The organism is Bacteroides sp. CACC 737 (genome assembly GCF_013874375.1).
GTDB classification, from domain to species: Bacteria; Bacteroidota; Bacteroidia; order Bacteroidales; family Bacteroidaceae; genus Bacteroides; species Bacteroides uniformis.
This window is the reverse complement of sequence record NZ_CP059408.1, coordinates 1,267,330-1,293,564: the sequence shown is the minus strand read 5'-3', so window position 1 is coordinate 1,293,564 and position 26,235 is coordinate 1,267,330. Positions and strand designations below refer to the sequence as shown.

The following is a 26,235-nucleotide window of genomic DNA, read 5'->3' as shown; positions in this document are numbered from 1 at the left end:
AATTACAATTTGCGGTTGTCGATGACGCGCTTGGCTTTGCCTACGCTGCGCTCAATACTGCGTGGTTCTACCAGACGGACATCTACACCGAGACCGAGTACGCTCTGCAGGCGGGCTACGAGCTTCTTCTTCAAAGCCAGCATCTTGTTGATTTCGTCGGAATAGTATTCGGGACGAACTTCAACCTGCAACTCCATGGTATCGGTATTGTTCTTGCGATCTACCAGTAAGAGGTAGTGAGGTTCGAACTCCGGCATTTCGAGAATGACAGACTCGATCTGGGTGGGGAATACATTGACACCACGGATAATCAGCATGTCATCGCTACGTCCCAAAATGCGGTCCATACGGACCAGTGTGCGTCCACAGGAGCACTTATCGTAGTGCAAGGCCGTGAGGTCCTTGGTACGATAGCGCAACAGCGGCATACCCTCTTTGGTAAGGTGAGTGAACACCAATTCGCCGGTCTGGCCGGGAGCAACCGGCTCGAGGGTCTTCGGATCTACAATCTCGGGGAAATAATGGTCTTCGTTGAGGTGAGTGCCGTGCTGGCACTCGCACTCGTAACCTACACCGGGACCGGCAATCTCGCTAAGTCCATAAATATCAAAAGCCTTGATTCCCAGCTTTGTTTCAATATCCCGACGCATATTTTCGGTCCATGGCTCGGCGCCAAAGGCTCCTATTTTCAACTTGAAATCTTCTCGGGGAAGGCCGGAGTCCTTGATGGCATCTGCCAGATAGAGGGCGTATGAGGGTGTGCAGCAAAGCACGGTAGAACCGAAATCATGCATCAGTGTAATCTGCTTCTCTGTATTACCGCTGGACATCGGGATGACAGAAGCTCCGATATTCTCGGCACCGGCATGCGCACCCAGTCCGCCGGTGAAAAGTCCGTAACCGTAGGACACCTGGAAAATATCCGAACTACCGGCACCATAGGCGGTAAAGGCCCGTGAAAGGCATTCGGACCATACTGAAAGGTCTTTCCGGGTATAGCCTACTACAGTGGGCTTTCCAGTAGTGCCGGAAGAGGCATGAATACGCACAATCTGGCTCATAGGTACGGCACAGAGGCCAAAGGGATAATTGTCCCGCAAGTCATACTTGGTGGTAAAAGGCAGTTTTACAATATCATCTATACTGTTTATGTCATCGGGAGTAATTCCCAGTTCCTGCATTTTCTTACGGTAAAAAGGAGTGTCATGATACACACGTTCCACAGTCTTTTTGAGACGAATGCTCTGGATTTTACGAAGGCTTTCGCGGTCCATGCATTCGATGCTTTCATTCCAAATCATGTTTTTCGTTGTATTACAATTATTAATGGTTATTATCAATATAGCTGCAAAGTAAACAAAAAAATTTTGTTTATCTCAAAGATTTTACCGAATATTGCCGCTTCTAAGAAGAGAAAATGAACAAATTCGAACTGACATCCGCTTACCAGCCCACCGGTGACCAACCGGAGGCCATCGCACAGCTGACCGAAGGCGTGCGCGAGGGGCTTCCCGCACAGACATTACTTGGTGTCACCGGGTCCGGAAAGACATTCACCATAGCCAACGTCATTGCCAACATCAACAAACCAACGCTGATATTGAGCCACAACAAGACGCTGGCCGCCCAGTTGTACAGCGAGTTCAAAGGATTCTTCCCGAACAATGCTGTGGAATACTATGTGTCCTACTACGACTATTACCAGCCCGAAGCCTATCTGCCCTCTTCGGACACTTATATAGAAAAAGACCTTGCCATCAACGACGAGATAGACAAGTTGCGCCTTGCCGCCACCTCGGCCCTGCTTTCGGGCAGAAAAGACGTAGTGGTGGTATCCTCCGTTTCGTGCATCTACGGCATGGGGAACCCGGCAGACTTCTATAACAACGTCATCGAAGTGCAGCAAGGCAAGAATTTCAGTCGCAATGTCTTCCTGCGACGCTTGGTGGACAGTCTTTATGTACGCAACGACATTGACCTGAACCGTGGCAACTTCCGCGTGAAAGGCGATACGGTGGACATTTATCTGGCTTACGCCGACAACCTGCTGCGCGTCACCTTTTGGGGAGACGAGGTGGATAGCATTGAAGAGGTAGACCCTCTGAGCGGCGTAACTGTTGCCAAGTTCGACGCTTATAAGATTTATCCCGCCAACCTCTTCATGACCACCAAAGAAGCCACATTACGTGCCATCCACGAAATAGAGGACGACCTTCACAAGCAGGTACAATGGTTTGAAAACGAAGGCCGCCCATTCGAAGCCAAACGCTTGCAGGAACGGGTGACCTACGATATGGAAATGATACGCGAATTGGGGCATTGCTCCGGCATTGAGAATTATTCGCGCTACTTTGACGGACGTGCTGCCGGTACCCGCCCCTACTGCCTGCTGGACTTCTTCCCCGAAGATTTCCTGATAGTCATTGACGAAAGCCATGTCAGCGTTCCGCAGATACGTGCCATGTATGGAGGTGACCGTGCCCGCAAGATAAACCTGGTGGAGTACGGGTTCCGCTTGCCGGCTGCCATGGATAACCGCCCGCTGAAGTTCGATGAATTCGAGGAGATGGCCAAGCAAGTGATTTATGTCAGCGCCACACCGGCAGATTACGAGCTGATGAAATCCGAAGGCATCGTAGTAGAGCAGGTCATCCGCCCGACCGGACTCTTGGATCCTATCATCCAGGTACGTCCCAGCCACAACCAGATAGATGACCTAATGGAAGAGATACAGCTGCGCATCGAGAAGAACGAGCGTACCCTCGTCACCACCCTCACCAAACGAATGGCGGAAGAACTGACGGAATATCTGCTGAACAACAACGTGAAGTGTAATTACATCCACAGCGACGTAGATACTTTGGAGCGTGTAAAGATTATGGGTGACTTGCGCGAAGGCGTTTACGATGTACTTGTCGGCGTCAATCTGCTGCGTGAAGGCCTCGACCTGCCCGAAGTCTCTCTCGTTGCCATCCTCGATGCAGACAAGGAAGGTTTCCTCCGTTCCCATCGCTCACTGACACAGACTGCCGGGCGTGCCGCCCGTAACGTGAACGGCATGGTCATCATGTATGCCGACAAGATAACGGACAGCATGCAACTGACCATCGACGAAACCAACCGCCGTCGCGAGAAACAGTTGAAGTACAACGAAGAGCACGGCATCACGCCCCAGCAAATCAAGAAAGCGAAGAACCTCAATGTGTTTGCCACCAACGAGGCTGCCGGCGAAGCCGTCCTCAGCGGCGAGAAGTTCACTTCCAGTGCCCCCCGTCCCTATGTGGAACAAGAAAGTACATCTACGCTGGCTGCCGACCCGATAGTGCAGTACATGAGCCGCAAGCAACTGGAAAAGAGTATCGAACGTACCAAGAAGCTTATGCAGGAAGCCGCCAAGAAGCTCGACTTTATCGAAGCCGCCCAGTACCGTGACGAAGTACTGAAAATGGAAGAATTGCTGAAAGAAAAAGACGAGTAAGGAATTTCACCTCTTTTCCTCAAACTATACTCCTCTCCTTTTGTTACTCTATGAAACAGAGTATTAATCATAAAAACAAAAGCGAGATGAATAAACCAATAAAGACAATAGCTGTTGCACTGGCTGCCATAGCCGCCATGAGTGTACAACAAACAGAAGCGTGTACCCGCGCCACCTACATCGGTCCTGACAATACAGTCATTACGGGACGTACGATGGACTGGAAAGAAGACCTTATGAGTAACATCTATGTATTCCCACGAGGCATGCAGAGGGCAGGTTACAACAAAGGAAATACGGTGAACTGGACTTCCAGGTACGGCAGTGTCATTGCCACCGGTTATGACATAGGAACCTGCGACGGTATGAACGAGAAAGGTCTGGTTGCCAGCCTGCTCTTCCTTCCAGAGTCCGTTTACCATCGACCGGGAGACAACCGCCCGATTATGGGCATCAGTATCTGGACGCAATACGTACTCGACAATTTTGCAACCGTACGCGAAGCTGTAGATGAACTGAAAAAAGAATCCTTCCGCATTGATGCACCGGACCTGCCCAACGGTGCCGCTTCCACCCTGCATCTGGCCATCACAGATGAAACCGGAAACACGGCTGTCTTGGAATACATAGACGGAAACCTTGAGATACATGAAGGAAAGCAATATCAAGTAATGACCAACTCTCCCAAATATGAACTCCAGCTGGGTATCAACGACTATTGGAAAGAGGTAGGCGGACTGAATATGTTACCGGGAACCAACCGCTCCAGCGACCGCTTTGTACGCGCATCATTCTACATCAATGCCATTCCGCAAACAGCAGATGCAAAGATTGCCGTACCCAGTGTATTGAGCGTAATGCGCAATGTTTCTGTACCGTTCGGTATCACCACACCGGACAAGCCTCATATCTCCTCCACCCGTTGGCGTTCTGTATCCGACCAGAAAAACAAAGTATATTATTTTGAATCTACCATGACTCCCAACTTGTTCTGGCTCGACCTGAATAAAATTGATTTCAGTCCGAATGCAAGCATCAAGAAGCTTTCGCTGACGAACGGAGAAATCTATGCAGGAGATGCCGTAAAAGATTTGAAAGACAGCAAGGGATTTGTATTCCTATTCCAGACACCGGTAATGTAGTATAGACCATACGTATAGCCTCTTGATAACGGATGCTTCCCCACTTATTTCTATTAAGAGAAAGCAGGGAAGCATTCATTTTTTCATTATTTTTATGTACGTTTGCAGATATATACTCAATGCAGCAACTTACATGGAATTATTAGTATACAAAGCCTCCGCCGGCTCCGGCAAGACCTTTACGCTGGCTGTGGAATACATCAAGCATTTGATAATCAATCCACGCGCTTACCGGCAGATACTTGCCGTAACCTTCACTAACAAGGCCACGGCAGAGATGAAGGAGCGCATACTGACACAGCTTTACGGCATCTGGAAGGGAGAACCCGCATCGAAAGCGTATTTGGAAAGGATTAAGGATGAAGGGTTAAGGATAAAAGATGAAAAGGCGGGAAACGGAAACAATCGGCTGTTGACGGACGAAGACATCCGCCAACGGGCCGGCATGGCACTGCAATACATGCTGCACGACTACAGCCGTTTCCGAGTGGAAACCATCGACTCCTTCTTCCAATCCGTGATGCGCAACCTTGCCCGCGAACTGGAACTGAGTCCTAACCTAAGCATAGAGCTGAACAACAGTGAAGTGCTGAGTGATGCCGTAGACAGCCTCATCGAAAAACTTACCCCCACTTCTCCCGTGCTGGCGTGGCTACTGGACTACATCGACGAGCATATCCGCGACGACAAACGCTGGAACGTATCGAACGAGGTGAAAAGTTTCGGACGAAATATCTTCGATGAAAGCTACATAGAACGCGGTGAAAAACTACGGCAATGCCTGCGTACTCCGAATACGCTGAAACTCTACCGGGATGTGCTGCGCGATATGGAAACCGAGGCTCTGGAACAGATGAAAAGCTTCTACGACCAGTTTGAGGGCGAACTGGAAGGGCATGCCCTTACTCCCGAAGACTTGAAAGGAGGTGCCCGAGGTATCGGCAGTTACTTCCGCAAGCTGCGCGATGGCAGACTTTCTGACAAGGATGTGCTGAACGCCACCCTGCAAAACAGCCTGACAGATGCAAAAAACTGGGCAACGAAAACATCCTCACGAAAGGACGACATCATCCGTCTGGCAGAAACCAGTCTGATGCCTCTACTGCAGGAAGCCGAAAGAATGCGTCCGCAACGCAACCGTACCCTAAACAGTTGCCGCCTCTCGCTCCAGCACCTCAACAAACTGCAACTTCTCAATCATATCGACGAAGAGGTACGCACGCTAAACCGGGAGCACAACCGCTTTCTGCTCTCGGATACCAACGCCCTACTGCACAAACTGGTGCGCGAGGGTGACTCTTCGTTCGTCTTCGAGAAAATCGGCGCCAACATACGCAACGTCATGATTGACGAGTTCCAGGACACCAGCCGCATGCAATGGGACAACTTCCGCCTGCTGCTGCTCGAAGGACTTTCGCAAGGAGCCGACAGTCTGATTGTGGGAGATGTGAAGCAGTCCATCTACCGCTGGCGGAACGGGGACTGGGGAATACTGAATAGTTTAGGCAATGAAGAATTGAAAATGGAGAATAGAGAATCAAGTTCTCCATTAAACAACTTCCCCGTCCGTGTGGAAACCCTAAAAACAAACCGACGTAGCGAAACCAACATTATCCGTTTCAACAACCAAGTATTTACCGCTGCCATAGACTACCTCAATGCGCTACACCTGAACGAACTGAAAGAGGATTGCCTACCCCTGAAACGCGCTTATGCCGACGTAGTGCAGGAATCGCCCAAGAACACGGAGTACGGCTACGTAAAAGCTGCCTTCCTTGAACCGGACGATGAACACAACTATACAGAGCAGACCCTTCTCGCCTTAGGAGAAGAAGTACAGCGGCTGCTGGAAGAGGGCGTAACACTGAATGACATCACTATCCTTGTCCGCAAGAACAAGAATATCCCACCGATAGCCGACTATTTCGACAAAGAGCTGCATCTCTCTGTCGTGTCCGACGAAGCTTTCCGTCTGGATGCCTCCCTTGCCATCTGCATGCTGATGGATGCCCTGCGCTGCCTGTCGAATCCGGAGAACAAGATTGCGGAGGCTGCACTGATGGAGAATTACAAATTACAAATGACAAATGACGAGCAACCGGAATTCACAACAGCCACTCCCCTTCCCGAAGCCTTTACCTCCCGACGGGAAACGCTGCGCCTGATGCCTTTGTATGAGTTACTGGAAGAACTGTTCAGCATCTTCACCATGAGCTGCATTGAAAAGCAGGATGCCTACCTCTTCTCCTTTTTCGATGCTGTGACGGAGTATCTGCAAAGCAATTCTTCCGAGCTGGACAGCTTCATCCGCTACTGGGACGAAACCCTTTGCAGCAAGACCATCCCCAGCGGTGAGATGGACGGTATACGTATCCTCTCCATCCACAAGTCCAAAGGACTGGAATTCCATTCCGTACTGATTCCCTTCTGCGACTGGAAGCTGGAGAACGAAACCAACAACCAGCTGGTGTGGTGCATCCCACCGGAAGAGCCCTATAATGCCATCAGCTTAGTGCCGGTGAACTATTCCACCACCATGGCGGAATCCATATACCGGCAGGACTATCTGCACGAACGGCTTCAGCTATGGGTGGACAATCTGAATCTGCTGTACGTGGCCTTTACCCGTGCCGGCAAGAACCTCATCCTCTGGAGCCGGAAGGAACAGAAGGGAACCATGTCCGAACTCCTTGCCAACACCTTGCCCCGCATAGCCAAAGACGGAGCAGGCAGTTGGGACGAAGAAGCTGCCATATACGAGAACGGCAAGATTTGTCCCTCCTCCATCCCCGTCTCACAGCACGACGCAGACAACCCTACTGATGACGAAGCCAAACCTCTATGCTACGAACAGAAACCTCTATACTGCGAACGTAAACCTGAGGTTTATGAACAGCAACCGGTCAACAGACTTTCGCAAAAGCCGGTCAAACTGCCCGTCCACATGGAGAGTATGCTCCACGACATCGAGTTCCGGCAATCCAACCGTTCGGCAGACTTCATAGCAGGAGTGGACGAAGCAGAATCCAGCCAGCGTTTCATCAACCGGGGACGTTTGCTGCATACCTTATTCTCTGCTATCGAAACCGAAGAAGATATTGACAATGCCATCAGCCAGCTCGTCTTTGAAGGAGTAATTGGACGAAGTGAGACGGAAGAAGAAATACGCGACCTCACCGAACGCGCCTTCTCCCTGCCCCAAGTCAAGGACTGGTATTCGGGGACGTGGCGGCTGTTCAATGAATGCGACATCATCTGGCAGGAAAACGGCGAACTGCGGACACGCCGCCCGGACCGTGTGATGATGCGTGGTGAAGAAATCGTAGTGGTAGACTTCAAGTTCGGAAAGCCGAATAAGAAGTACAACAAGCAAGTACAGAGATACATGCAACTGCTGGTCCGCATGGGGTATGCCGCAGAAAATATACGGGGCTACTTGTGGTATGTAGAGGAGAACAACATAGAACCGGTATAAACTCACTCTCCATCCACTATCAACTATCAATTATCAACTGAATTATGAAAACATTTCTCCAACTGGTCGCCCACGACCTTTACGCCAAAATAGGAAACGACCTCTCGCGCACCGCCATCGTTTTCCCCAACAAACGTGCCAGTCTGTTCTTCAACGAATACCTGGCAGCCGAAACGGACCGCCCCTTGTGGTCGCCCGCCTACGTCAGCATCAGCGAACTATTCCGGCAACTCTCGCCACTAAAGTCCGGTGACCCCATCCGCCTGGTATGCGAACTGTATAAGGTGTTCCGCGAAGAGACCCACAGTGAAGAGACTCTGGATGACTTCTACTTCTGGGGAGAACTGCTCATCAGCGACTTCGACGACGTGGACAAAAACCTCGTAGATGCCGACAAGCTCTTCAGCAATCTGCAGGAACTGAAGAACATCATGGACGGCTACGACTTCCTTGACCAAGAGCAGGAAGAAGCCATCCGCCAATTCTTCCAAAATTTCTCCATAGAAAAGCGCACGGAGCTGAAAGCAAAATTCATCTCCCTCTGGGATAAGTTGGGCGACATCTACCGCCACTACCGCCGAAACCTCACGGAACTTGGCATCGCCTACGAAGGCATGATGTACCGCAATGTCATGGAGCAACTCAACACCGACCGACTACGCTACGACCGCTATGTATTTGTCGGCTTCAACGTGCTGAATAGAGTAGAAACCCGTTTCTTTCAGCTCTTGCAGAATGCCGGAAAAGCGATGTTCTATTGGGACTATGACGTATTCTACACCCGCCTCCCACGCGAACAAAAACCACCCTATACCCACGAAGCAGGCGAATTCATCCTCCGCAACCTAAAGCTGTTCCCCAACCAGCTCCCCGAAAAATCCTTTGATGTACTGCGGAAACCCAAGAATGTACGCTTTATCTCCGCTTCTACGGAAAATGCACAAGCCCGTTACTTGCCTCAATGGATTAGGGAGAACGAAAAACAGAGAAATGAAGAATCTTCATTAAAGGATACTGCCGTCGTCCTCTGCAACGAATCCCTACTGCTTCCCGTCCTCCACTCCATTCCGGCAGAGGTAAAGAACGTCAACATCACAATGGGATTCCCCCTTGCCCAAACTCCGGTATACAGCTTCATCAACGCCCTTGTAGAACTACAGACTACCGGCTACCACACAGGTACCGGACGATATACTTACGAGACCGTACTCACCCTGCTGAAACATCCTTATACCCGGCAGCTTTCCTCCCATGCCGAAGTACTGGAAAGACGGCTTACGCAGGACAATCGCTTCTATCCTCTTCCCTCGGAGCTGAAGCAGGACGCATTCCTTGAACAAGTCTTTACACCACAGAACGGCATCGCCGCCCTATGCAGCTACCTCACCGAACTGCTTCGCGAAGTAGCCGTCCTCTACCGCCAGGAAAAAGACGTGGAAGACATCTTCAACCAGCTGTACCGTGAGTCTCTGTTCAAAAGTTACACTCTCGTCAATCGCCTGCTCAATCTGATAGAGACCGGGGAACTGAGTAGCCTGCGCACAGACACGCTGAAGCGACTGCTGAACCGGCTGCTTACCTCTGCCAACATCCCCTTCCACGGAGAGCCCGCCATCGGCATGCAAGTAATGGGTGTGCTGGAAACGCGTAACCTCGACTTCCGCAATCTCATCATGCTCTCCCTCAACGAAGGGCAATTGCCCAAAGCCGGAGGCGAGTCCTCCTTCATCCCCTACAACCTAAGGAAAGCCTTCGGCATGACCACCATAGAGCACAAAAATGCCGTCTATGCCTACTACTTCTACCGCCTCATCCAGCGGGCAGAAAACGTCACCTTATTATATAACACCTCTTCGGACGGACTGAACCGCGGGGAAATGTCCCGCTTCATGCTGCAATTCCTGGTAGAATCGCCACACAACATCTCCCTTGAGTACCTTGAAGCCGGACAATCCCCCCAGCAAGCCCGGGAAATTGAGATTCACAAGACACCGGAGATGTTGCAACAGATGTTCGATGCCTACGACATCCACCGACGTCCCCAAGCGTTCTTCTCCCCCTCTGCCCTCAATGCCTATCTGGACTGCCGGCTGAAATTCTACTACCGATACGTAGCTGGCCTGAAAGCTCCCGATGAAGTAAGCGCCGAGATAGACTCCGCCCTCTTCGGCACCATCTTCCACCGTTCTGCCGAACTGGTGTACAACGAACTGATAGCCAACGGACGGGAGATACGTAAAGATGACCTGGAACAATTACTGAAAGACGATGTTCGCCTGCAAGCCTATGTGGACAATGCTTTCAAAGAAAAGTTCTTCCATGTGCCCCTTACGGAGCAACCGGAGTATAACGGTACGCAGCTCATCCATTCCAAAGTCATCGCCTCTTACCTGCGCCAGCTCCTGCGCAATGACCTGCAATATGCCCCGTTCCGTATGGAGGGCATGGAACAGGACGTCAGAGAAACGATGGAAATAGATACTCCGCAAGGAAAGCTTGCCTTACAGATAGGCGGTACCATCGACCGCCTGGACAGCAAAGGAGACACGCTACGTATTGTGGACTACAAGACAGGCGGTACTCCCAAGACTCCAGAAAATATAGAACAACTGTTTACTCCCGCCGACAACCGTCCCAACTATATTTTCCAGACGTTTTTGTACGCCGCCATCCTCTGCCGCAAGCAATCGCTGAAGGTAGCCCCTTCCCTGCTCTACATCCACCGGGCAGCTTCCGAAAGCTACTCCCCGATCATCGAAATGGGAGCGCCACGACAACCCAAGGTACCGGTCAACAACTTCGCTTTCTTCGAAGACGAGTTCCGCAAACGGCTGCACGGACTCCTGCAGGAGATATTCAGCCAAGAAGAAACATTCAGCCAAACAGAGGATACCCGGAAATGTGAATATTGCGATTTCCGCAGTCTGTGTAAGAGATAAAAAAACAGACCATCCGTTCATAAGAAACAGACGGTCTATTTGAGTCTGACGGATGGTCTGTTTTACTTCAACGGACCATCCGTTCTATTTTCTTCGTTATCATTACTTCACCGGAATAGAGAAGCTGAATATGGAGCCTTCGCCCTCCTTGGAAGTAAACCACAGTTTACCGCCATTCTTCACGACAAAATCCTTGCACAGCAACAAGCCCAGTCCCGAGCCTTCTTCGTTGTTCGTACCGAACGTGCTGAAATGCGTATCAGCATGCAACAATTTCTTCTGCCCTTCCTCGCTGATGCCACAGCCATGATCTTGAACACTAACAACTGCCATACCATTCACTTCCTCCATCTTCACCAATATTTCGGAATTCTCCTTGCTGAACTTGATGGCATTGCTCAACAAGTTGCGGACTACCGTCTTCAGCATGTCAATATCAGCGTTAACCATCATTCTCTCCGGTTTCATCTCGCGGATTCTTATCTTTTTCAGACTTGCCACCATACTAAAAATCTCAATGACACCGTCTGTCACTTCGACGAGATCCACATCCTGATAAACCACATTCAACTTACCGATTTGACTCTTTGTCCATTTCAGCAAGTTATCCAGCAATGAGAACACATCCTCCGTTGTCTGATTAGCCATCGTCAGAAGCTCGTACATTTCAGCACCTATTTTCTCAAATGGCAAGTTCAATATCAGCATATTCAGCACCATCTTGATGGATCCCATCGGAGAACGCAGGTCATGGGCAATCACCGAATAGAGCTTGTCACGCCCGGCAATGGTACGTTGCAGTTCTTCCGTCTTACTCAAAATCAGCCGCTTGGCAGCTACCAAAGATATTTGGTGGGTAACACGGATAATCAGTTCCTCCTTATTGAAAGGTTTAGAGATGAAGTCATTCGCTCCTACCTGAAAGCCTTTCACAATATCTGCCGTACTATTCAGTGCGGTCAGAAAGATGATCGGAATTTCAGCAGTCTGCGGATTTGACTTTAAATGTTGGGCTACTTCAAAACCACTCATGTCCGGCATCATTACATCAAGCAAAACCAAGTCAGGATTTTCCTTTTCCACCTGCTCCAATGCCTGCCGCCCGTTACTCGCAGTAGCAATTGCGAATTTCTCGTTTGTCAAAAGCACTTTCAACAATAAAACATTTGACATCACATCGTCAACGATGAGGATCTTGTATTCGGAAGGATTTATTTCCATGTTCATCTTTCTATATTGTTTTTCCCGTTATCAAAATCACTATTTAGTTAGGAACGATATTCCTTAAAATACTCTATTATATACTGTAAACCCTCTTCCAACTCTATAGTCGGTTCCCAGCCCAACTTTTCCTTTGCCAGAGTGATGTCCGGCTGACGCTGTTTGGGATCATCATGAGGCAATGGTTTGAAAATCAGTTTCGATTTGGAATTCGTCAACCTGATGACCTTTTCCGCCAGTTCCAATATGGAGAATTCATTCGGATTTCCCAAGTTTACCGGACCGATAAAATCGTCCTCCGTATTCATCATCCGTACCATACCTTCTATACAGTCATCTACATACTGGAAACTCCGTGTCTGATTGCCCGAACCGTATATCGTAATATCCTGGTTCTGCAATGCCTGAACCACGAAATTGGAAACCACCCGTCCGTCATTCGGCAGCATCCGAGGACCGTACGTATTGAATATACGGATAATCTTGATCCGCACTCCATTCTGGCGGTGATAGTCCATAAACAATGTCTCGGCACAACGCTTCCCTTCATCATAACAAGAACGGAGGCCGATTGGATTTACATTTCCCCAATAACTTTCCACTTGGGGATGAATAACGGGGTCACCGTACACTTCGCTGGTAGAGGCCTGCAATATCTTGGCATTCGTCTTTTTGGCCAGTTCCAGCATATTGATGGCGCCCAATACAGAAGTCTTGATAGTTTTAATGGCGTCATATTGGTAGTGGATGGGAGAAGCGGGACAAGCAAGATTATAGATTTCGTCCACATCTGCATCATAAGGGGTTTCCACATCATGCAGTACAAACTCAAAGCGGGGATTGCTCTTCAGATGAGTGATATTTCCTTCCGAACCGGTGAAAAGATTATCCAGACAAATCACCTGATGCCCATCGTTTATCAATCGGGTACAAAGGTGAGAACCTATAAAACCAGCACCACCACTAACCAAAATTTTCTTCATGTAATGTTTTTTATAGTGCCTTAAAGCACATAAGACCTATTCTGTTTGTTTTGATGCTGACAAATGTAGGCGATTTGACTAAATTATGCAAGTTTGCAACGAAATATTTCACTTATTAATGAATATAAAGAGGCAGATTAAAAAATCCACCCCTGAAACATTCATTTATTTATCCAACATATACTCTTCTTTCTTATCCGGAATGCTGAAGTCCTTGTTCGCAAATAAGTCTGCCAAACCCGAAATTTGCTTTAAACGCAATACTTCGTCGCGATCCATTCCGATATTCTTCATTATCCATTCATCCGACATGCCGGCTCTGTCCAATTCCGCAACAATATGGCACATCAACTCGATGTTGTGCGTGCCACGGGCACGATTGTGACGGATAGTGGATGCCATACGGTTGGAAAGTTCCTTGTCAATCACTACCACGGGAAGCAACCCGTTTTCGCGCTGATAAATCCTCTTGGATGTCTTCAACACCTGATAACGGTGGTAGCCGTCCACCAGGATGTAATTATCCGCTTCCTCATCATAGTAACAGACACAAGGCATGGTGAAACCATCTTCCCAAATGGAAAGCTCCAAAAGCTTCATTTCGGGCGGTGCCACTACATTCGGATTGTAATCGTTTGCTTGTATCTTCTCTATTGGAATTGCCTTTACATTATATACCGGACTTTTATCTACGCTCATAACATCATATTTTTGAATTGTTCCATTATCTTGTCTCTTTTGTATGCCTCTTCCTTGTTCAAGGCAAACCCCATGTACTTGCAGGCATGGTCGTTCTTCAGGATGCATATGCACATCCGCTTATAAGTGGGGATTTCCCGGAATTCCGCGATGTCAATATCATCCAGATAGTCCATGCGCACCGGTTTCTTGTTCGTCTTGTAATTCGTGGTATTTATCACTTCGATGGACACTCCTGCATCCCTCAGCTTCTGGATGGTCTCGTCAGCCAGACACCCCCCCTTTGTACGCCAAAATTCAATGCTAACGGTAAGCTTTTTCAAGTAGTTCCTCCGGGTCTCTTCCGGCAAGGTGGAAAGCAGGAACTGCATAAAGCCCTTCCACGTATACCCTTCGGGCAGTCGGACCGTTTGCCACCCCATAGCACGCGTCCCTCCATAAATACCGGTAAAATTCACCCCGTTGACCCGTCCTATCATTCTTCCCCAAGTATTCGGGTCGATGACGCGATACAGCTTCAAGCTCTCTTGTGCCTCACAGAGAAAAGGGCTTGCCACACGCTGGCGTTCGATATTGACCCCGGCTTTATAATATAGGTCATACAAATGGTTATAGTCAAAGCCGAATTTACCATTGGCTGTCCAGATATCCGTCGTCTTCCAATCATAAATGGGATAAGCATTGAAAATGTCATTGCCTATCTTCGAGGTCCAGCGGTAATTGTGGTACATCTGATACTTCCGGTTCAGATGAATGCTGCGCCAGCGGTTAAAACTCTCTTGCGTACGGATGCCTATGAGAAAGCAGGCACGCACTCCGTCCTTCTTCTCATGCAGCCATTTGGCAAAGTGCATCTGGAACTCATAATCCCACATTTCGGGAGTGTAGAAAGGAAACGTCTCTTTAGTGAGGCAGCCTTTCGGCATTTTCCTCACCCAAATGTCCTCCAAATCCTCCTGCCACGGACGCCAGTAGCTCTGGTACATCGACGTACAAGTCGTTACACGGAAAGGCACGCAAACACGGTACACCTCCAATATATCCTTATTCGCCTCCAATACCCGGTCCACATAATCAATGGTCATGCTGTACTGTATTTCATAGTCCATATGGAATACACACAGTTTACGGTTCAACCGGTTCCGGCGGATATAGTCTATGCATAAATTCAGCAACACTCCACTATCTTTCCCTCCCGAAAAAGAGACGCATATCGTGTCAAACTCCCTAAAAATCACATCAAGACGTTCTTGCGCCAGTTCATACACATTTTTGGGTGCAGCCATAATTATTTGTTTTTCTTCATTTTCACATAACGGGTCCATACCTTGTCTTCCAAAAAGCCCAGCTCGCTGAAGACATCCCTATCTTCGACAAAGCTAACAGCCGTCAGGCTACTCTCCTTGCCCTGCTTCTCAAGTACCTTTTCCAGAAGCAATTTCAGAGTGTCAACATTCCTTTCCTTAATATAATAGTTGTTGATGACACATTCATACTTCTTGTGCTCCACTGGCACAAAACCTACAACATGTTTATTATCCAAAGCAACAAACCACTCGTACTCTTCCGCTGTCCTGAAAGGATAATTGTAGTTCTGTTTCAGTACTTCCGGACTCATAACCAAAGGGGCTACAAGCTCATACAGCTTCTTATCCGTACCATGTAATTGCACTATCTGTATCATACCTACATTTTATATTATTTGTAATTACGTGTTAAAGATAAAGCTTATTTACGACGGAATATCCTCCTTTTAAATAGATTTAAGAATATAGCCCTACAATATAAAATATCAATAAATAAATATTATACCCCTAATTTGTATATGTTGATTAATTTGGGTTTCTTTGCAAAAGAACGTCACCCGAAGAGAAATAATGAAATATTTACTGCTTTTTATGACCTTTGCCAAGATAGGAATGTTCACTATCGGTGGTGGATACGCTATGATACCTCTCATTGAACGGGAAATCGTAAAAAAGAGATGGATGAGTAAAGAAGATTTCATGGAAATATTTGCACTGACCCAGTCACTTCCCGGTGTTTTTGCTGTCAATATATCCATATTCGTCGGCTACAAGCTGCATAAAGTAAAAGGCAGCCTGGTGTGTGCACTTGCCACAATCCTCCCCTCTTTTGTCATCATGATGCTGATAGCCATGTCCTTCGCTCATTTTCAGGACAACCAGGTAATGATACGCATCTTTAATGGCATCCGTCCGGCAGTAGTCGCACTGATTGTGATACCCTGCATTTCGGCTGCACGGGCGCTGAAGCTGAAGTATTGGCAACTGGTGCTTCCAGCCATCGCCACCATACTCATCTGGCAATTCGGGCTATCCCCCGTATACATTGTCCTTGCAGGAATTGCAGGAGGAATGCTCTATACATTATGGTTAAAAGATAAACTGAGAAAAATACAGATATGATTTATTGGCAGCTGATATTGGTATATCTGAAAATCGGAATGTTCGGTTTCGGAGGCGGTTACGCCATGTTGTCCCTCATCCAATACGAGGTGGTGGACCACCATCACTGGCTCACCCTGCAACAATTCACGGACGTGGTGGCCATCTCGCAGATGACGCCCGGTCCGATAGGCATCAACAGTGCCACCTATGTGGGCTATGCAGTTACTCAAAGCGTGTGGGGAGCTGTCGTGGCCACCGTTGCAGTATGCCTTCCCTCGTTCATCCTGGTATTGCTCATCTCTTACTTCTTCGTGAAATGCAAAGACAACAAATACATCAAGGCGGCAATGTCTGGACTACTGCCCATGTCCGTATCATTGATAGCTGCTGCTGCCCTATTGCTGATGAACAAGGAAAATTTCATAGATTACAAAAGCATACTTATCTTTGCAGCCGCTTTCGGCGTGACGTGGAAGTGGCACCTTCACCCTATCTTACTGATAATCCTTGCCGGAATCGCAGGATTCCTTCTATATTGAGGAAGCGGTAGAGACGGACACCATCTTGCGAGCATATGCCCATACCACGCAATAGGCAACCAGCGGTACAATGAACGCCCACACCATCGTCGTATGGTCTGCCACCAGTCCCATCAACAGCGGACCTACCACGCCTCCCACGGGAGACATCATCAGGAAAGAGGAAGCCCTCTTGGTATGGTTGCCCAGCCCGCGCAAGGAAAGGGCAAAAATCGTGGGAAACATAATAGCCTCAAACGCATATCCGCACAACAGAGCTGCAAGCGATATCATCCCTACATCCAGCAGTACCAACGAAGTAGTCACTACTGTCCCCGTAGCACACACCAGCAACATTTTCTCGGCACGCACACGTCCCATAATCCAGCTACCGGCAAAACGTCCCAACATAAATAATCCCAGTCCACCGAAAGAAAGCACTACGGAAGCTTCGCGGGCATTCATCCAATTCTGCTCCACCACGTAATTGATGAAGAAGCTGTTGATGGAAATCTCGCCGACCTCATAGGCAAACAAGGCTATCAGCCCGAAAATGAAAAGCCGGTGTGACCACAATCCGACCTTATTACCAGCTTCGTCCACCTCCACACTATGTTCAATCTCGGGCAACTTGATTCTTGAAAAGACCAGCGCTACCAGCAACACAATTACCCCCATGCAGATATAGGGCAATGCGACATTACCCGAGCCCGTCTGCCCATCCTTCGAGAAGAGTAGCAGTCCAGCCAGTACCGGCGCACAGATACATCCCAGACCATTGAAGGATTGTGCGAAATTCAGTCGGCTGGCAGCAGTTTCCTTTGCGCCCAATTCTGTGGCATAAGGATTGGCGGCAGTTTCAAGAAATGTCAGTCCGCAGCCTATCACGAACAATGCAAACAAGAAAAGATTAAAAGACAGATAATGCTGCCCGGGGATAAAGAGCAGCGAACCGATGCCGTAGAGCAACAGACCGAATACCACACCCCGGCGGTATCCGAAGCGACTGATGAAAAGTCCTGCAGGAATGGCCATAATGAAGTATCCCATATACATCGTCATCTGTATAAAGGCCGAATGTGTCTTCGTGATATCCAGTATCTCTTGAAAGTGCTTGTTCAGTACATTCAGAATGGCATGGGCAAATCCCCACAAAAAGAAAAGAGAGGTAATCAAAATGAAGGGCACAAGGTATTGTCTGCCCACCAATGGTATTCGTTTCTGTTTCATAATATGATAATTCCAGACAATCGTTGCAAGGCGATTGATAATTGCGGGTGCAAAGATAAACAAAACTCCCGGTCTTTACCCAACATTTTCCTATTCGCTATTGTACGGAGCAGCTTTTTCTCTAACTTTACTGCCATCATACAATGTTAAGCCATGAAAAATGCCATCCCACGATACAATTTCTACAAAACTAAGTACGGAAGCGAACTTCTGATAGATGTCGTTGATTTGCAGTATACCCGGAAATTCTTGACCCAGGGAAAAGTACATATTCTGACCTACTATGACATCACCTTCATCACAGAAGGAGAAGGAGAATTCACTATCGGTAACCGGACACACTTGGCAGCTCCCGGTGATGTATTCTTCTCCAAACCAGGTGAGGTGCGCAGTTGGGACACAGACCGTATCGGCAACGGTCATGCTCTAATTTTTGAGGATACCTTTTTGACCTCTTTCTTCAAAGACCCACTATTCGTGCAGCACCTCCCGTTCTTCCGAATGGGAAAAACGGCAGACAAACTCCAACTGCCGAACGGGCTCTATGCACGGATACTCCAACTTCTGCACGACATAAAGGTCGAAATCGACTCTTTCCACCCACACGATACGGGCATATTACGCGCCTTACTTTACGAAGTCTTCATGCTACTCAACCGTGCCTACCGCACCTCTATCCCTCCGGAGACGGGTAAGGAGCCACATAAAGATATCAGCAGCTTCCACCTCAGCCGATTCTTCGAATTGGTTGGGGAGCACTTCCGGGAGCAGCATTCTGTACAATTCTATGCCGATAAACTATGCATCACTCCCAACTATCTGAACGAAATCCTCTCTTCGGCCATAAACATCAATGCCAAGCAGTACATACTCAACAAGATTACAGACGAAGCCCAGCGTCTGCTCACCTACACCGACCTCCCCATTTCAGAAATAGCCTCTGAACTTCATTTCTCAACCGTCTCCTACTTTGTACGTAGTTTCCGACAATGTATAGGGTATACTCCCCTCGCCTACCGGAAAATGGAGAAACCGTGAAAAGTGACATATCCTCCTTCTTTTTTATTGTACAAAAGTTCCACTTACCGGCTATCTTTGCCCTTGAAACAATAACCCATAAAAAAACAAACAATGAGAAATGCAGAAAAAACAGTAGGAAACATGATTGACAAGGAAAAAACCATCTTTGTCGGTTCGATGGATGCCGAAGGCTTTCCCAACATCAAGGCCATGTTGCAAACCCGCAAAAGGGAAGGGATCAAACACATTTACCTATCAACGAACACCTCGTCGATGCGCGTTTCGCAATTTCTCAAAAATAACCGGGCATGCCTTTACGTCTGCAACACACGCTTCTTCAAGGGCGTAATGCTGCGCGGCACGATGGAGATACTGACGGACAGCACCAGTAAGGAAATGATATGGCAGGAAGGCGACACTATGTACTACCCCGAAGGAGTGACTGATCCCGATTATTGTGTCCTGAAGTTCACCGCCTTCGCCGGTAGGTATTACAGCGGATTTAAATCAGAAGACTTCACGATAGAATAAACGGGCCATCCGTTCCAGTCCATCAGCAAGCAGAGCCCGGGGGCAAGCGATATTCAGCCGGATAAAGCCCTCTCCACCGGGACCGTACATCGTACCGGAATTGACCATCAAGTGCTGTTGTTCTTGCAAACGCAAGGCGACAGCATCTGAGTTGATACCAGAGGCACTGCAGTCTATCCAAACCAAATAAGTTCCTTCGAGTGGCAACACGGGATATTGTGGTAACCGTTCCTTGAAAAAGCGGCAGAGGTATTCGTAATTCCCCCGCAGATATTTCCGCAAGGCATCGAGCCATTCCCCACCTTCGTTATAAGCTGCCATTGTGGCGATTACGCCGAACGGATTGACGTCGCATACCTCGTTGATATTGATGGCTCTGTCAATACGGCGGCGCACCTCTTCATCGGCTGCGATGATATTGGCGATTTGCAACCCGGCAAGGTTGAACGCCTTGCTCGGCGAAACGCAAGTAACGGAATTTTGCAAAAAGCGTTCAGACAAGGAGGCAAAGGGTGTGTAGTCATATCCTTCGTAAGTCAGTTCACAATGAATCTCATCCGCCACGACAAACACCTCATTCCGTAAACAAATATCACCTATATGCTGCAGTTCTTCCGGAGTCCAGACCCGTCCGACCGGATTGTGAGGATTGCACAGCAGCAGGATTTTTGCTTTCGGATCGGAAGCTTTCCTTTCAAGATCGGCAAAGTCGATTACGTAGCGGCCATCCTGATAAATGAGATTATTGGCAAACAACTCGCATCCGTCATTACGGATAGATGAATAGAAACAATTATAGGCAGGAGTCTGAACGATGACTTTATCACCCGGCATGGCCAAGGCTTTGATAATGGCTGACAGAGCCGGCACGAGACCACTCGTATAGATAATCCACCGGGAATCAACCTGCCAGCGATGCCGGTCATCGAACCACCGGACAACCGCATCATAATAGGCTTCGGGTACTTTTGTATAACCGAAAATACCGTGCGCCACCCGCTTTTGTAAGGCATCGATAATAGCGGGTGCTGTACGAAAATCCATATCCGCCACCCACATGGGCAGTACATTCTCCTCTTCGGGAATATCCCATTTATAAGAATTCGTCCCGCGACGCGAGATGATTGTATCGAAATCGTATTTCATAATTTATAAATCCAGTTACCATCCCAAAGCCTCAACTCACAATCGGCAGGCGCCTTTATATTTTCGTCGAGAATGATTTCCCCATAGCTTTCGGCAGTGATACAGCCTGTCCGTGGATTCTTCACCCCGCCTATTGTTCCTTTGATGGTTGCCTGCACCGAACTATATTCAAAAGCCCGGTCGCAGTCGGGACCAAAGGTGCAATTCTCCAGTACGAGGTCGTGGGCATAGCAGAGCGGTTGCTCACCGGTTATATGGCAATTCACCAACCGGAGATTGTGCGAATGCCAGCCGAGATATTCGCCGCTGAGTTCAGAATCGTAGATTGTCACATTCTCCACCTCCCAGAAGGCATCCTTCGTAGTGATTTTGGCATTGCGCAACTCCACATTCTTCACATACTGGAAAACGTACTTGCTGTCGCTTTCCAATCCGTCTATGCGGATGTCGCTGCTGAACATGAACGGATAAGTTCCTCCATGCAGTTTCAGATTTTTGATATTCAGTTTTTTACAACGCCAGAACACCTCATCGGCATCGTTTATCTCTACATTCTCTATTTCGATGTCGTGCATCTCGCGAAACATTTTGGGTGCATCGATACGCGTATCAGTCATTTTCAGATGGTCGGAATACCACAGTGCCGAACGCCCGCCGACATCGAAAAAACAACGGTCGATAACAAATCCGTGAACATGCCAGAAGGGATAATTTCCTTCGAACCGACAATCAACAGCTTCGATGTTGCTGCATTCCTTGATGGCTGATTCTCCAGCACGGATAACTACATTCTCCAAACGTAAGTCATGCGATTCGAACAAAGGTCTTTCTCCGCCAAATGCTGTATTTGATATTATTTTCACCTTGTTTTCAATTTTATTATTCTATTCTCTTTATCAATTTTGCGGGGACACCACCTACTATTGTATTTGCTTCCACATCTTTCGTCACGACCGCTCCAGCTCCCACCACAGCATTGTCACCAATTGTCACTCCTTGAAGAATTGTTGCATTAGAACCTACCCAGACATTCTTGCCCAGTACAATTGGTGCCGGATAGGTAGTTTGGCGTTCAGCCGGAGGCAAACCATGATTGAGCGTTGCAAAGACTACATTATACCCAATTTGGCATCCGTCGCCGATTATCACACCACCATGGTCTTGAAAATGACAGCAGGCATTAATAAATACGCCTTCGCCCACTGTTATATTCTTCCCGAAATCGGCATAAAACGGCGGAAATACTCGGAACGATGACGGAACTTGATAACCGAACAATTCGGATAGCAACTCACGTACTTCGTCCGGCGTATAGTATGCGGTGTTCAGCCGGAAAGTGATACGCCTGGCTTCACTGCTCATTTCGTCCATAAAACGGTGTATCTCCTCCGTATTAAGCGCTTGACGCGTCTTTACATATTCTTTGAATTCGTTCGTAGTCATAGTTTCTCCTATTTAAGTTTATCGTATTCTTCATCCGTCACCGGTTCTAGCCATTCATTAGAAGTATCCTCACCGGGAACTTCGAAAGCAAGATGGGCAAACCAACCATCAGAAGCAGCACCGTGCCAATGCTTCACATTTGCAGGGATATGGATAACCGTACCGGGTAGAATCTCTACTGCCGGCTTGCCCTCTTCTTGATACCACCCACGACCGGCAACACCGATAAGCATCTGTCCACCGCCTTTAGTAGCACGGTGTATGTGCCAGTTATTGCGGCAACGAGGCTCGAAAGTGACGTTAGAGACGGAAACCTGCTCACGTGAAACGGGAGCAAGATAGCTGTTACCTATGAAGTACTGTGCGTATGCTGTGTTCGGTTCTCCAATGGGGAAAATCATTTCACGCTGGAACGCGGCTTTGGTATCTTCACCGGCAGTGTCCTCTGCCCATACGCCTTTGGCCAGATTAAACGCTGCCCACGCTTTGGGCCAACCGGCATAGAAACCGATATGGGTGATGATTTCAGCAATCTCCGTACGGGTGATGCCGTTCTTTTTTGCCGACTGAAGGTGGAACACGAGCGAATTATCCGTGATTCCTTGACTGATAAGAGAAGTTATAGTTACCAAACTACGGTCACGCAGACCGAGTTTGTCGGTGCGGCTCCAGACCTCGCCAAAGAGGACATCGTCGTTTAGTTCCGCAAATTTAGGAGCAAACTCACCCAACTGGGTACGTCCTGCTGTCTGTACTATCTTTTCTTGTGCCATAATATTGAGTGTTAAAATGCTGAATACTGAAATTAAAAAAATCTTGTTCATAGTCGTTTTATTTATTGCATGAAGTTATTGAGCTTGTTAGCCGGATTAAGTGGCGTCTGGTCAGACAAGACCAATGATTTGACCATGTGCAACGTTCCTTGCTTGTATTTCTGAAAGTGTTCTGATGCAATATGTTTTTCATAAGCCGCACGGCTCGCATAGGTTTCGAGAATAGTCACCTTGCAGGGATTCTCCTTCTCGCCGACCGCATACATAGTCAGCACGCCCGATTCGATGCGCAGAGAGATTTCGCCTACTTCGGTTGCGTATTTCATATATTCGTCGAGATACTGCGGATAAACTTCGATTTTCGACAACCGCACGATACCGTCAGCACTCATCGGCTCTTTAGCGCACATACCCGGCTGCTTATCCAGATTCAGGCATTTGCCGATAATCTCTCCCGTGGCAAGGTAGGAATAGGTCGGAAATTCAAACAATACGGGTTTCAGCTTCGTATAGTCAAGTTTCCCGTTATTATCAAGCACTTCAGGAGCAGCGTATGTATTGACTATCGCACAAATGAAATTGTCGAAACCTTCAGTTTCATAGATGTCTACCACCTCACACTCCATGGTGAGGGGTGATGCGTCTATAACAGGGGTACCGTTTTCGCCAATATGGTAGGCAAACACCTCCGACTTATCGACCGTCGAACCGCTTACACTTCCCACATAGTCAGCTTTCGGCAATATTTCACGACTCACTAGATTGACGGAAAGTCGTTTTGAGGCCTTTATCCCTTGATTAGTGTAATGGCTTTTACTCATGCTGATGAGTATCCGGTCATGTCCAATAACACCCGTATGGCCTACCACTAGCCAGTTTACTTTCCCTTCAACCTCCGCCCCGACAACCGTCATCGGCTTGGGATAGAGAGCCAACAGATTTCCGAGATTTTTCTTGTTCGTTTCCATTATATTGGGTTGAACGGTGTTCTCCTTCACTGGGATACTGCACGACATTATGACAAGCAGTGACAGAACTCCTAAAATTATTTTTGCCATACGCTATATTACTCTATTTTTCTTGTTAAACTTCTGATGACAAAGGTACCGCGATAGCACAAGCGAAGGTGTATATGATTTACGGATATTTGTACCCGAATTCCCGATTATACCGCAAGAAAGTTCAAGTTCATCAGATGAGTATAGTAAGACTGGCAGAAATCCCACGAATAATCCCATGCATGATTTTTTAATCGTTATTCTTGCCGATACAGAAAAAAAGCTCTGAAATCCTTGAATTTCAGAGCTTTGCTTTAATTTGATATTTTCTTTCGCGGTGCGTACGGGAGTCTCTGAATGATATTGTCTGATTTTTAAAGAAGCCACAAAATATTAGTAATCAACATTATAATAAAATCTCATCAACTTTATAACTTCAACCAATATTATATACTCTCGTAAATCGGGGGAGTAGTTAAAGGGTGTTACTCCCCCTGATTAGTCTTCGTATCTTCGCTCTTGAAATTAGGTGGATAGAACAAGGGAAAGTAGTTTGTACTATCATGTATATTCATGTAATGTCAGCCTATTTTTCCTTTAAAATCTTCTCTTTAGATTCGCGGTAAAATTAAGTAAAACGTATGAAAAAGACAAATTTTAGTACAAGAGCCTATGTAATGAAGAACGGGCAGGTAATGATCCGGGTAAGATGGAACAGCAAGAAGAATGAGGTCGGTTTTTCCGTCGGTTATACTATCGATCCTCTAAAATGGGATAGTGGCAAACAACTGGTAAAAAGTAATACGACCCATAAAATTGGTGGAAAGATTGTCTATGCCCGTGAGATTAACAATGCAATCCGTAGTTTTCTGGTTTGTATCGAGGAAGTGTTTGCCAAATATGACCTTCATTCCAAAATACCAACGACAACTGACCTGAAAGAGCTGGTGAATGAGAAATTGGGTAGGGTAAAACAAGAAACGGTGGATGAAGACAAGAAGGTGAAAACGTTGAAGGATATATTTTCCGAGTTCTTACTGCTTCGACCACAAGAAGGTAATTGGGGGAATAAGATTCATGAGAAATATGACCAGATGTGGACTCAGTTAAGCAGTTGTGACCCCAATATCACACTTGAAACTCTAGATCAGGCAAAAGTTCAGGAACTTGTCGGATGGTATATAAAGAATGATTATTGTAACCGTACCATACAGAAACAAATCAGAATATTGAAATCGTTTCTCCGGTGGGTTTCAAGGCACGGATATACAATAAATTCCGGCGTACTGGAATTTAAACTCAGGCTGAAAGTAATACCTCGAACCGTAACCTTTCTAAAATATAAGGAATTGATGCACTTCTTCCATTTTGAATTTCCCAAGGAGAAAGAATACCTGTCAAAAGCAAGGGATATGTTCTGCTTCATGGCCTTCACTTCTTTACGATATTCAGACCTGGCCGCACTCAAACCAGTTAACTTGGTGGATGGGTGTCTGGATTTCTGTACTGAAAAGACCGATGACAAACTGCATATCGCTCTGAATGAACACGCCCAACAGATCATTGAAAAATATTCATGGTATAAAGGTGATACAATTTTTCCAGTGCCAAGCAATCAGAAATTAAATGACTACCTGAAAGAAGCAGCCAAACTTGCCGGGCTGGATCGTGAAATATCCCAGGTTTATTTCAAGGGTAATACCAGACATGAGGATACCTATAAGTTTTGGGAACAGATCAGCTGCCATGATGCAAGAAGAACTTTTGTATGTTGTTCGTTGGCTCTTGGTATTCCTGCCAGTGTCGTAATGTCAGCAACAGGTCATTCGGATTATGCCACTATGAAACCTTACATTGAAGTTGCTGACGAGACACAGAAAATGCAAATGGAGAAATGGAACACGCATCAATATAAGTCGGGAATCATAGAAAGTATGGAAAAAATGAACTCGGCACAGCTAAAACAGCTTTTTGAGTATGTAAAAAGTATAGCGTAATATAATTTTTTTATATATTTAAAGCAGTAATCGGGGATGGTTAGTATTCAGTAATTTATTGTTGCTGATTTGCAGTAGTTTATGAGTTAAGTGTGGCAATATTTTTTCTAAATTGTCTGCTTTAGGGGCGAAATCCGTTTGTTATGTTTTTGTAGCAGCCTTTCAGTATTTCGCTTTTTTATATTCGCTGAATAGTTACCAGAATATTAGGGCGTTATTAAAAGACTTTTA

21 protein-coding genes are annotated in these 26,235 nt (G+C 47.2%); 9 read left to right on the top strand and 12 right to left on the bottom strand.

From position 1 onward, the window contains the following. Positions 1-2: 2 nt before the first annotated feature. Positions 3-1,301 (bottom strand): phenylacetate--CoA ligase family protein, encoded by a 1,299-nt coding sequence (locus tag H1A11_RS05580; protein WP_174646025.1) that lies wholly within the window; start codon positions 1,299-1,301, stop codon positions 3-5. 116 nt (positions 1,302-1,417) lie between these two features. On the opposite strand from H1A11_RS05580, the gene uvrB reads away from it, so the two are divergent. From uvrB to H1A11_RS05560, 4 genes are all read left to right on the top strand, one after another. After that, positions 1,418-3,478: an excinuclease ABC subunit UvrB gene (uvrB, locus tag H1A11_RS05575; protein ID WP_117964397.1), complete on the top strand. Its 2,061-nt coding sequence runs from the start codon at positions 1,418-1,420 to the stop codon at positions 3,476-3,478. 86 nt (positions 3,479-3,564) lie between these two features. Beyond that, the gene (locus H1A11_RS05570) at positions 3,565-4,620 is read left to right on the top strand and encodes a linear amide C-N hydrolase (RefSeq protein ID WP_117599726.1); all 1,056 of its coding nucleotides are present in this window, start codon (positions 3,565-3,567) and stop codon (positions 4,618-4,620) included. 133 nt (positions 4,621-4,753) lie between these two features. Continuing rightward, positions 4,754-8,095, top strand: coding sequence for an exodeoxyribonuclease V subunit beta (locus tag H1A11_RS05565; protein ID WP_181757856.1), 3,342 nt, complete (start codon positions 4,754-4,756; stop codon positions 8,093-8,095). Between the two features lie 44 nt (positions 8,096-8,139). After that, a complete protein-coding gene (locus H1A11_RS05560) occupies positions 8,140-11,034 on the top strand; it encodes a PD-(D/E)XK nuclease family protein (protein ID WP_138346063.1) in 2,895 nt (964 codons plus the stop codon). 102 nt (positions 11,035-11,136) lie between these two features. On the opposite strand, the gene H1A11_RS05555 is transcribed toward H1A11_RS05560, so the two are convergent. From H1A11_RS05555 to H1A11_RS05535, 5 genes are all read right to left on the bottom strand, one after another. Next, positions 11,137-12,261 (bottom strand): response regulator, encoded by a 1,125-nt coding sequence (locus tag H1A11_RS05555; RefSeq protein WP_117599492.1) that lies wholly within the window; start codon positions 12,259-12,261, stop codon positions 11,137-11,139. Between the two features lie 41 nt (positions 12,262-12,302). Further along, positions 12,303-13,238 (bottom strand): UDP-glucuronic acid decarboxylase family protein, encoded by a 936-nt coding sequence (locus tag H1A11_RS05550; RefSeq protein WP_117964401.1) that lies wholly within the window; start codon positions 13,236-13,238, stop codon positions 12,303-12,305. 165 nt (positions 13,239-13,403) lie between these two features. Next, positions 13,404-13,937 (bottom strand): ParB/RepB/Spo0J family partition protein, encoded by a 534-nt coding sequence (locus tag H1A11_RS05545; RefSeq protein ID WP_117599490.1) that lies wholly within the window; start codon positions 13,935-13,937, stop codon positions 13,404-13,406. Next, positions 13,934-15,223 carry a DUF3440 domain-containing protein gene (locus H1A11_RS05540; protein WP_087332529.1) on the bottom strand — a complete coding sequence of 430 codons (1,290 nt, stop codon included), beginning with the start codon at positions 15,221-15,223 and terminating at the stop codon, positions 13,934-13,936. The genes H1A11_RS05545 and H1A11_RS05540 overlap by 4 nt, the downstream gene beginning before the upstream one ends. Positions 15,224-15,225: 2 nt before the next feature. Then, positions 15,226-15,621, bottom strand: coding sequence for a hypothetical protein (locus H1A11_RS05535; protein ID WP_117599489.1), 396 nt, complete (start codon positions 15,619-15,621; stop codon positions 15,226-15,228). A gap of 193 nt (positions 15,622-15,814) precedes the next feature. Between H1A11_RS05535 and H1A11_RS05530 the strand changes: the two genes are divergently transcribed. After that, positions 15,815-16,366, top strand: coding sequence for a chromate transporter (locus tag H1A11_RS05530; RefSeq protein WP_119961885.1), 552 nt, complete (start codon positions 15,815-15,817; stop codon positions 16,364-16,366). Then, positions 16,363-16,887, top strand: coding sequence for a chromate transporter (locus H1A11_RS05525; protein ID WP_117599487.1), 525 nt, complete (start codon positions 16,363-16,365; stop codon positions 16,885-16,887). The genes H1A11_RS05530 and H1A11_RS05525 overlap by 4 nt, the downstream gene beginning before the upstream one ends. On the opposite strand, the gene H1A11_RS05520 is transcribed toward H1A11_RS05525, so the two are convergent. Beyond that, on the bottom strand, positions 16,879-18,096 hold the full coding sequence (locus tag H1A11_RS05520; protein WP_117599486.1) for a sugar MFS transporter: 1,218 nt from the start codon (positions 18,094-18,096) through the stop codon (positions 16,879-16,881). The genes H1A11_RS05525 and H1A11_RS05520 overlap by 9 nt on opposite strands. Before the next feature lie 153 nt (positions 18,097-18,249). On the opposite strand from H1A11_RS05520, the gene H1A11_RS05515 reads away from it, so the two are divergent. Both H1A11_RS05515 and H1A11_RS05510 read left to right on the top strand, forming a co-directional pair. Continuing rightward, positions 18,250-19,134 (top strand): AraC family transcriptional regulator, encoded by an 885-nt coding sequence (locus tag H1A11_RS05515; protein ID WP_181757855.1) that lies wholly within the window; start codon positions 18,250-18,252, stop codon positions 19,132-19,134. Between the two features lie 93 nt (positions 19,135-19,227). Continuing rightward, positions 19,228-19,647 (top strand): pyridoxamine 5'-phosphate oxidase family protein, encoded by a 420-nt coding sequence (locus H1A11_RS05510; protein WP_117599484.1) that lies wholly within the window; start codon positions 19,228-19,230, stop codon positions 19,645-19,647. Here H1A11_RS05510 and H1A11_RS05505 read toward each other — a convergent pair. Genes H1A11_RS05505 through H1A11_RS05485 form a run of 5 tightly spaced genes read right to left on the bottom strand, consistent with a single transcriptional unit; the run spans position 19,624 to position 24,067 of the window. After that, positions 19,624-20,793 carry a MalY/PatB family protein gene (locus H1A11_RS05505; protein ID WP_117599483.1) on the bottom strand — a complete coding sequence of 390 codons (1,170 nt, stop codon included), beginning with the start codon at positions 20,791-20,793 and terminating at the stop codon, positions 19,624-19,626. The genes H1A11_RS05510 and H1A11_RS05505 overlap by 24 nt on opposite strands. Beyond that, positions 20,790-21,656 carry a DUF3737 family protein gene (locus H1A11_RS05500; RefSeq protein WP_117964406.1) on the bottom strand — a complete coding sequence of 289 codons (867 nt, stop codon included), beginning with the start codon at positions 21,654-21,656 and terminating at the stop codon, positions 20,790-20,792. The genes H1A11_RS05505 and H1A11_RS05500 overlap by 4 nt, the downstream gene beginning before the upstream one ends. Before the next feature lie 16 nt (positions 21,657-21,672). Further along, complete coding sequence (locus H1A11_RS05495) at positions 21,673-22,236, bottom strand: sugar O-acetyltransferase (RefSeq protein ID WP_181757854.1); 564 nt, start codon at positions 22,234-22,236, stop codon at positions 21,673-21,675. An 8-nt stretch (positions 22,237-22,244) separates the two neighbouring features. After that, the gene (locus tag H1A11_RS05490; RefSeq protein WP_117599480.1) at positions 22,245-23,060 is read right to left on the bottom strand and encodes a carboxymuconolactone decarboxylase family protein; all 816 of its coding nucleotides are present in this window, start codon (positions 23,058-23,060) and stop codon (positions 22,245-22,247) included. 11 nt (positions 23,061-23,071) lie between these two features. Further along, a complete protein-coding gene (locus tag H1A11_RS05485) occupies positions 23,072-24,067 on the bottom strand; it encodes a flavin reductase (RefSeq protein ID WP_181757853.1) in 996 nt (331 codons plus the stop codon). 581 nt (positions 24,068-24,648) lie between these two features. Here H1A11_RS05485 and H1A11_RS05480 point away from each other — a divergent pair. After that, a complete protein-coding gene (locus H1A11_RS05480) occupies positions 24,649-26,004 on the top strand; it encodes a site-specific integrase (protein WP_181757852.1) in 1,356 nt (451 codons plus the stop codon). The last annotated feature ends 231 nt before the right edge of the window (positions 26,005-26,235 follow it).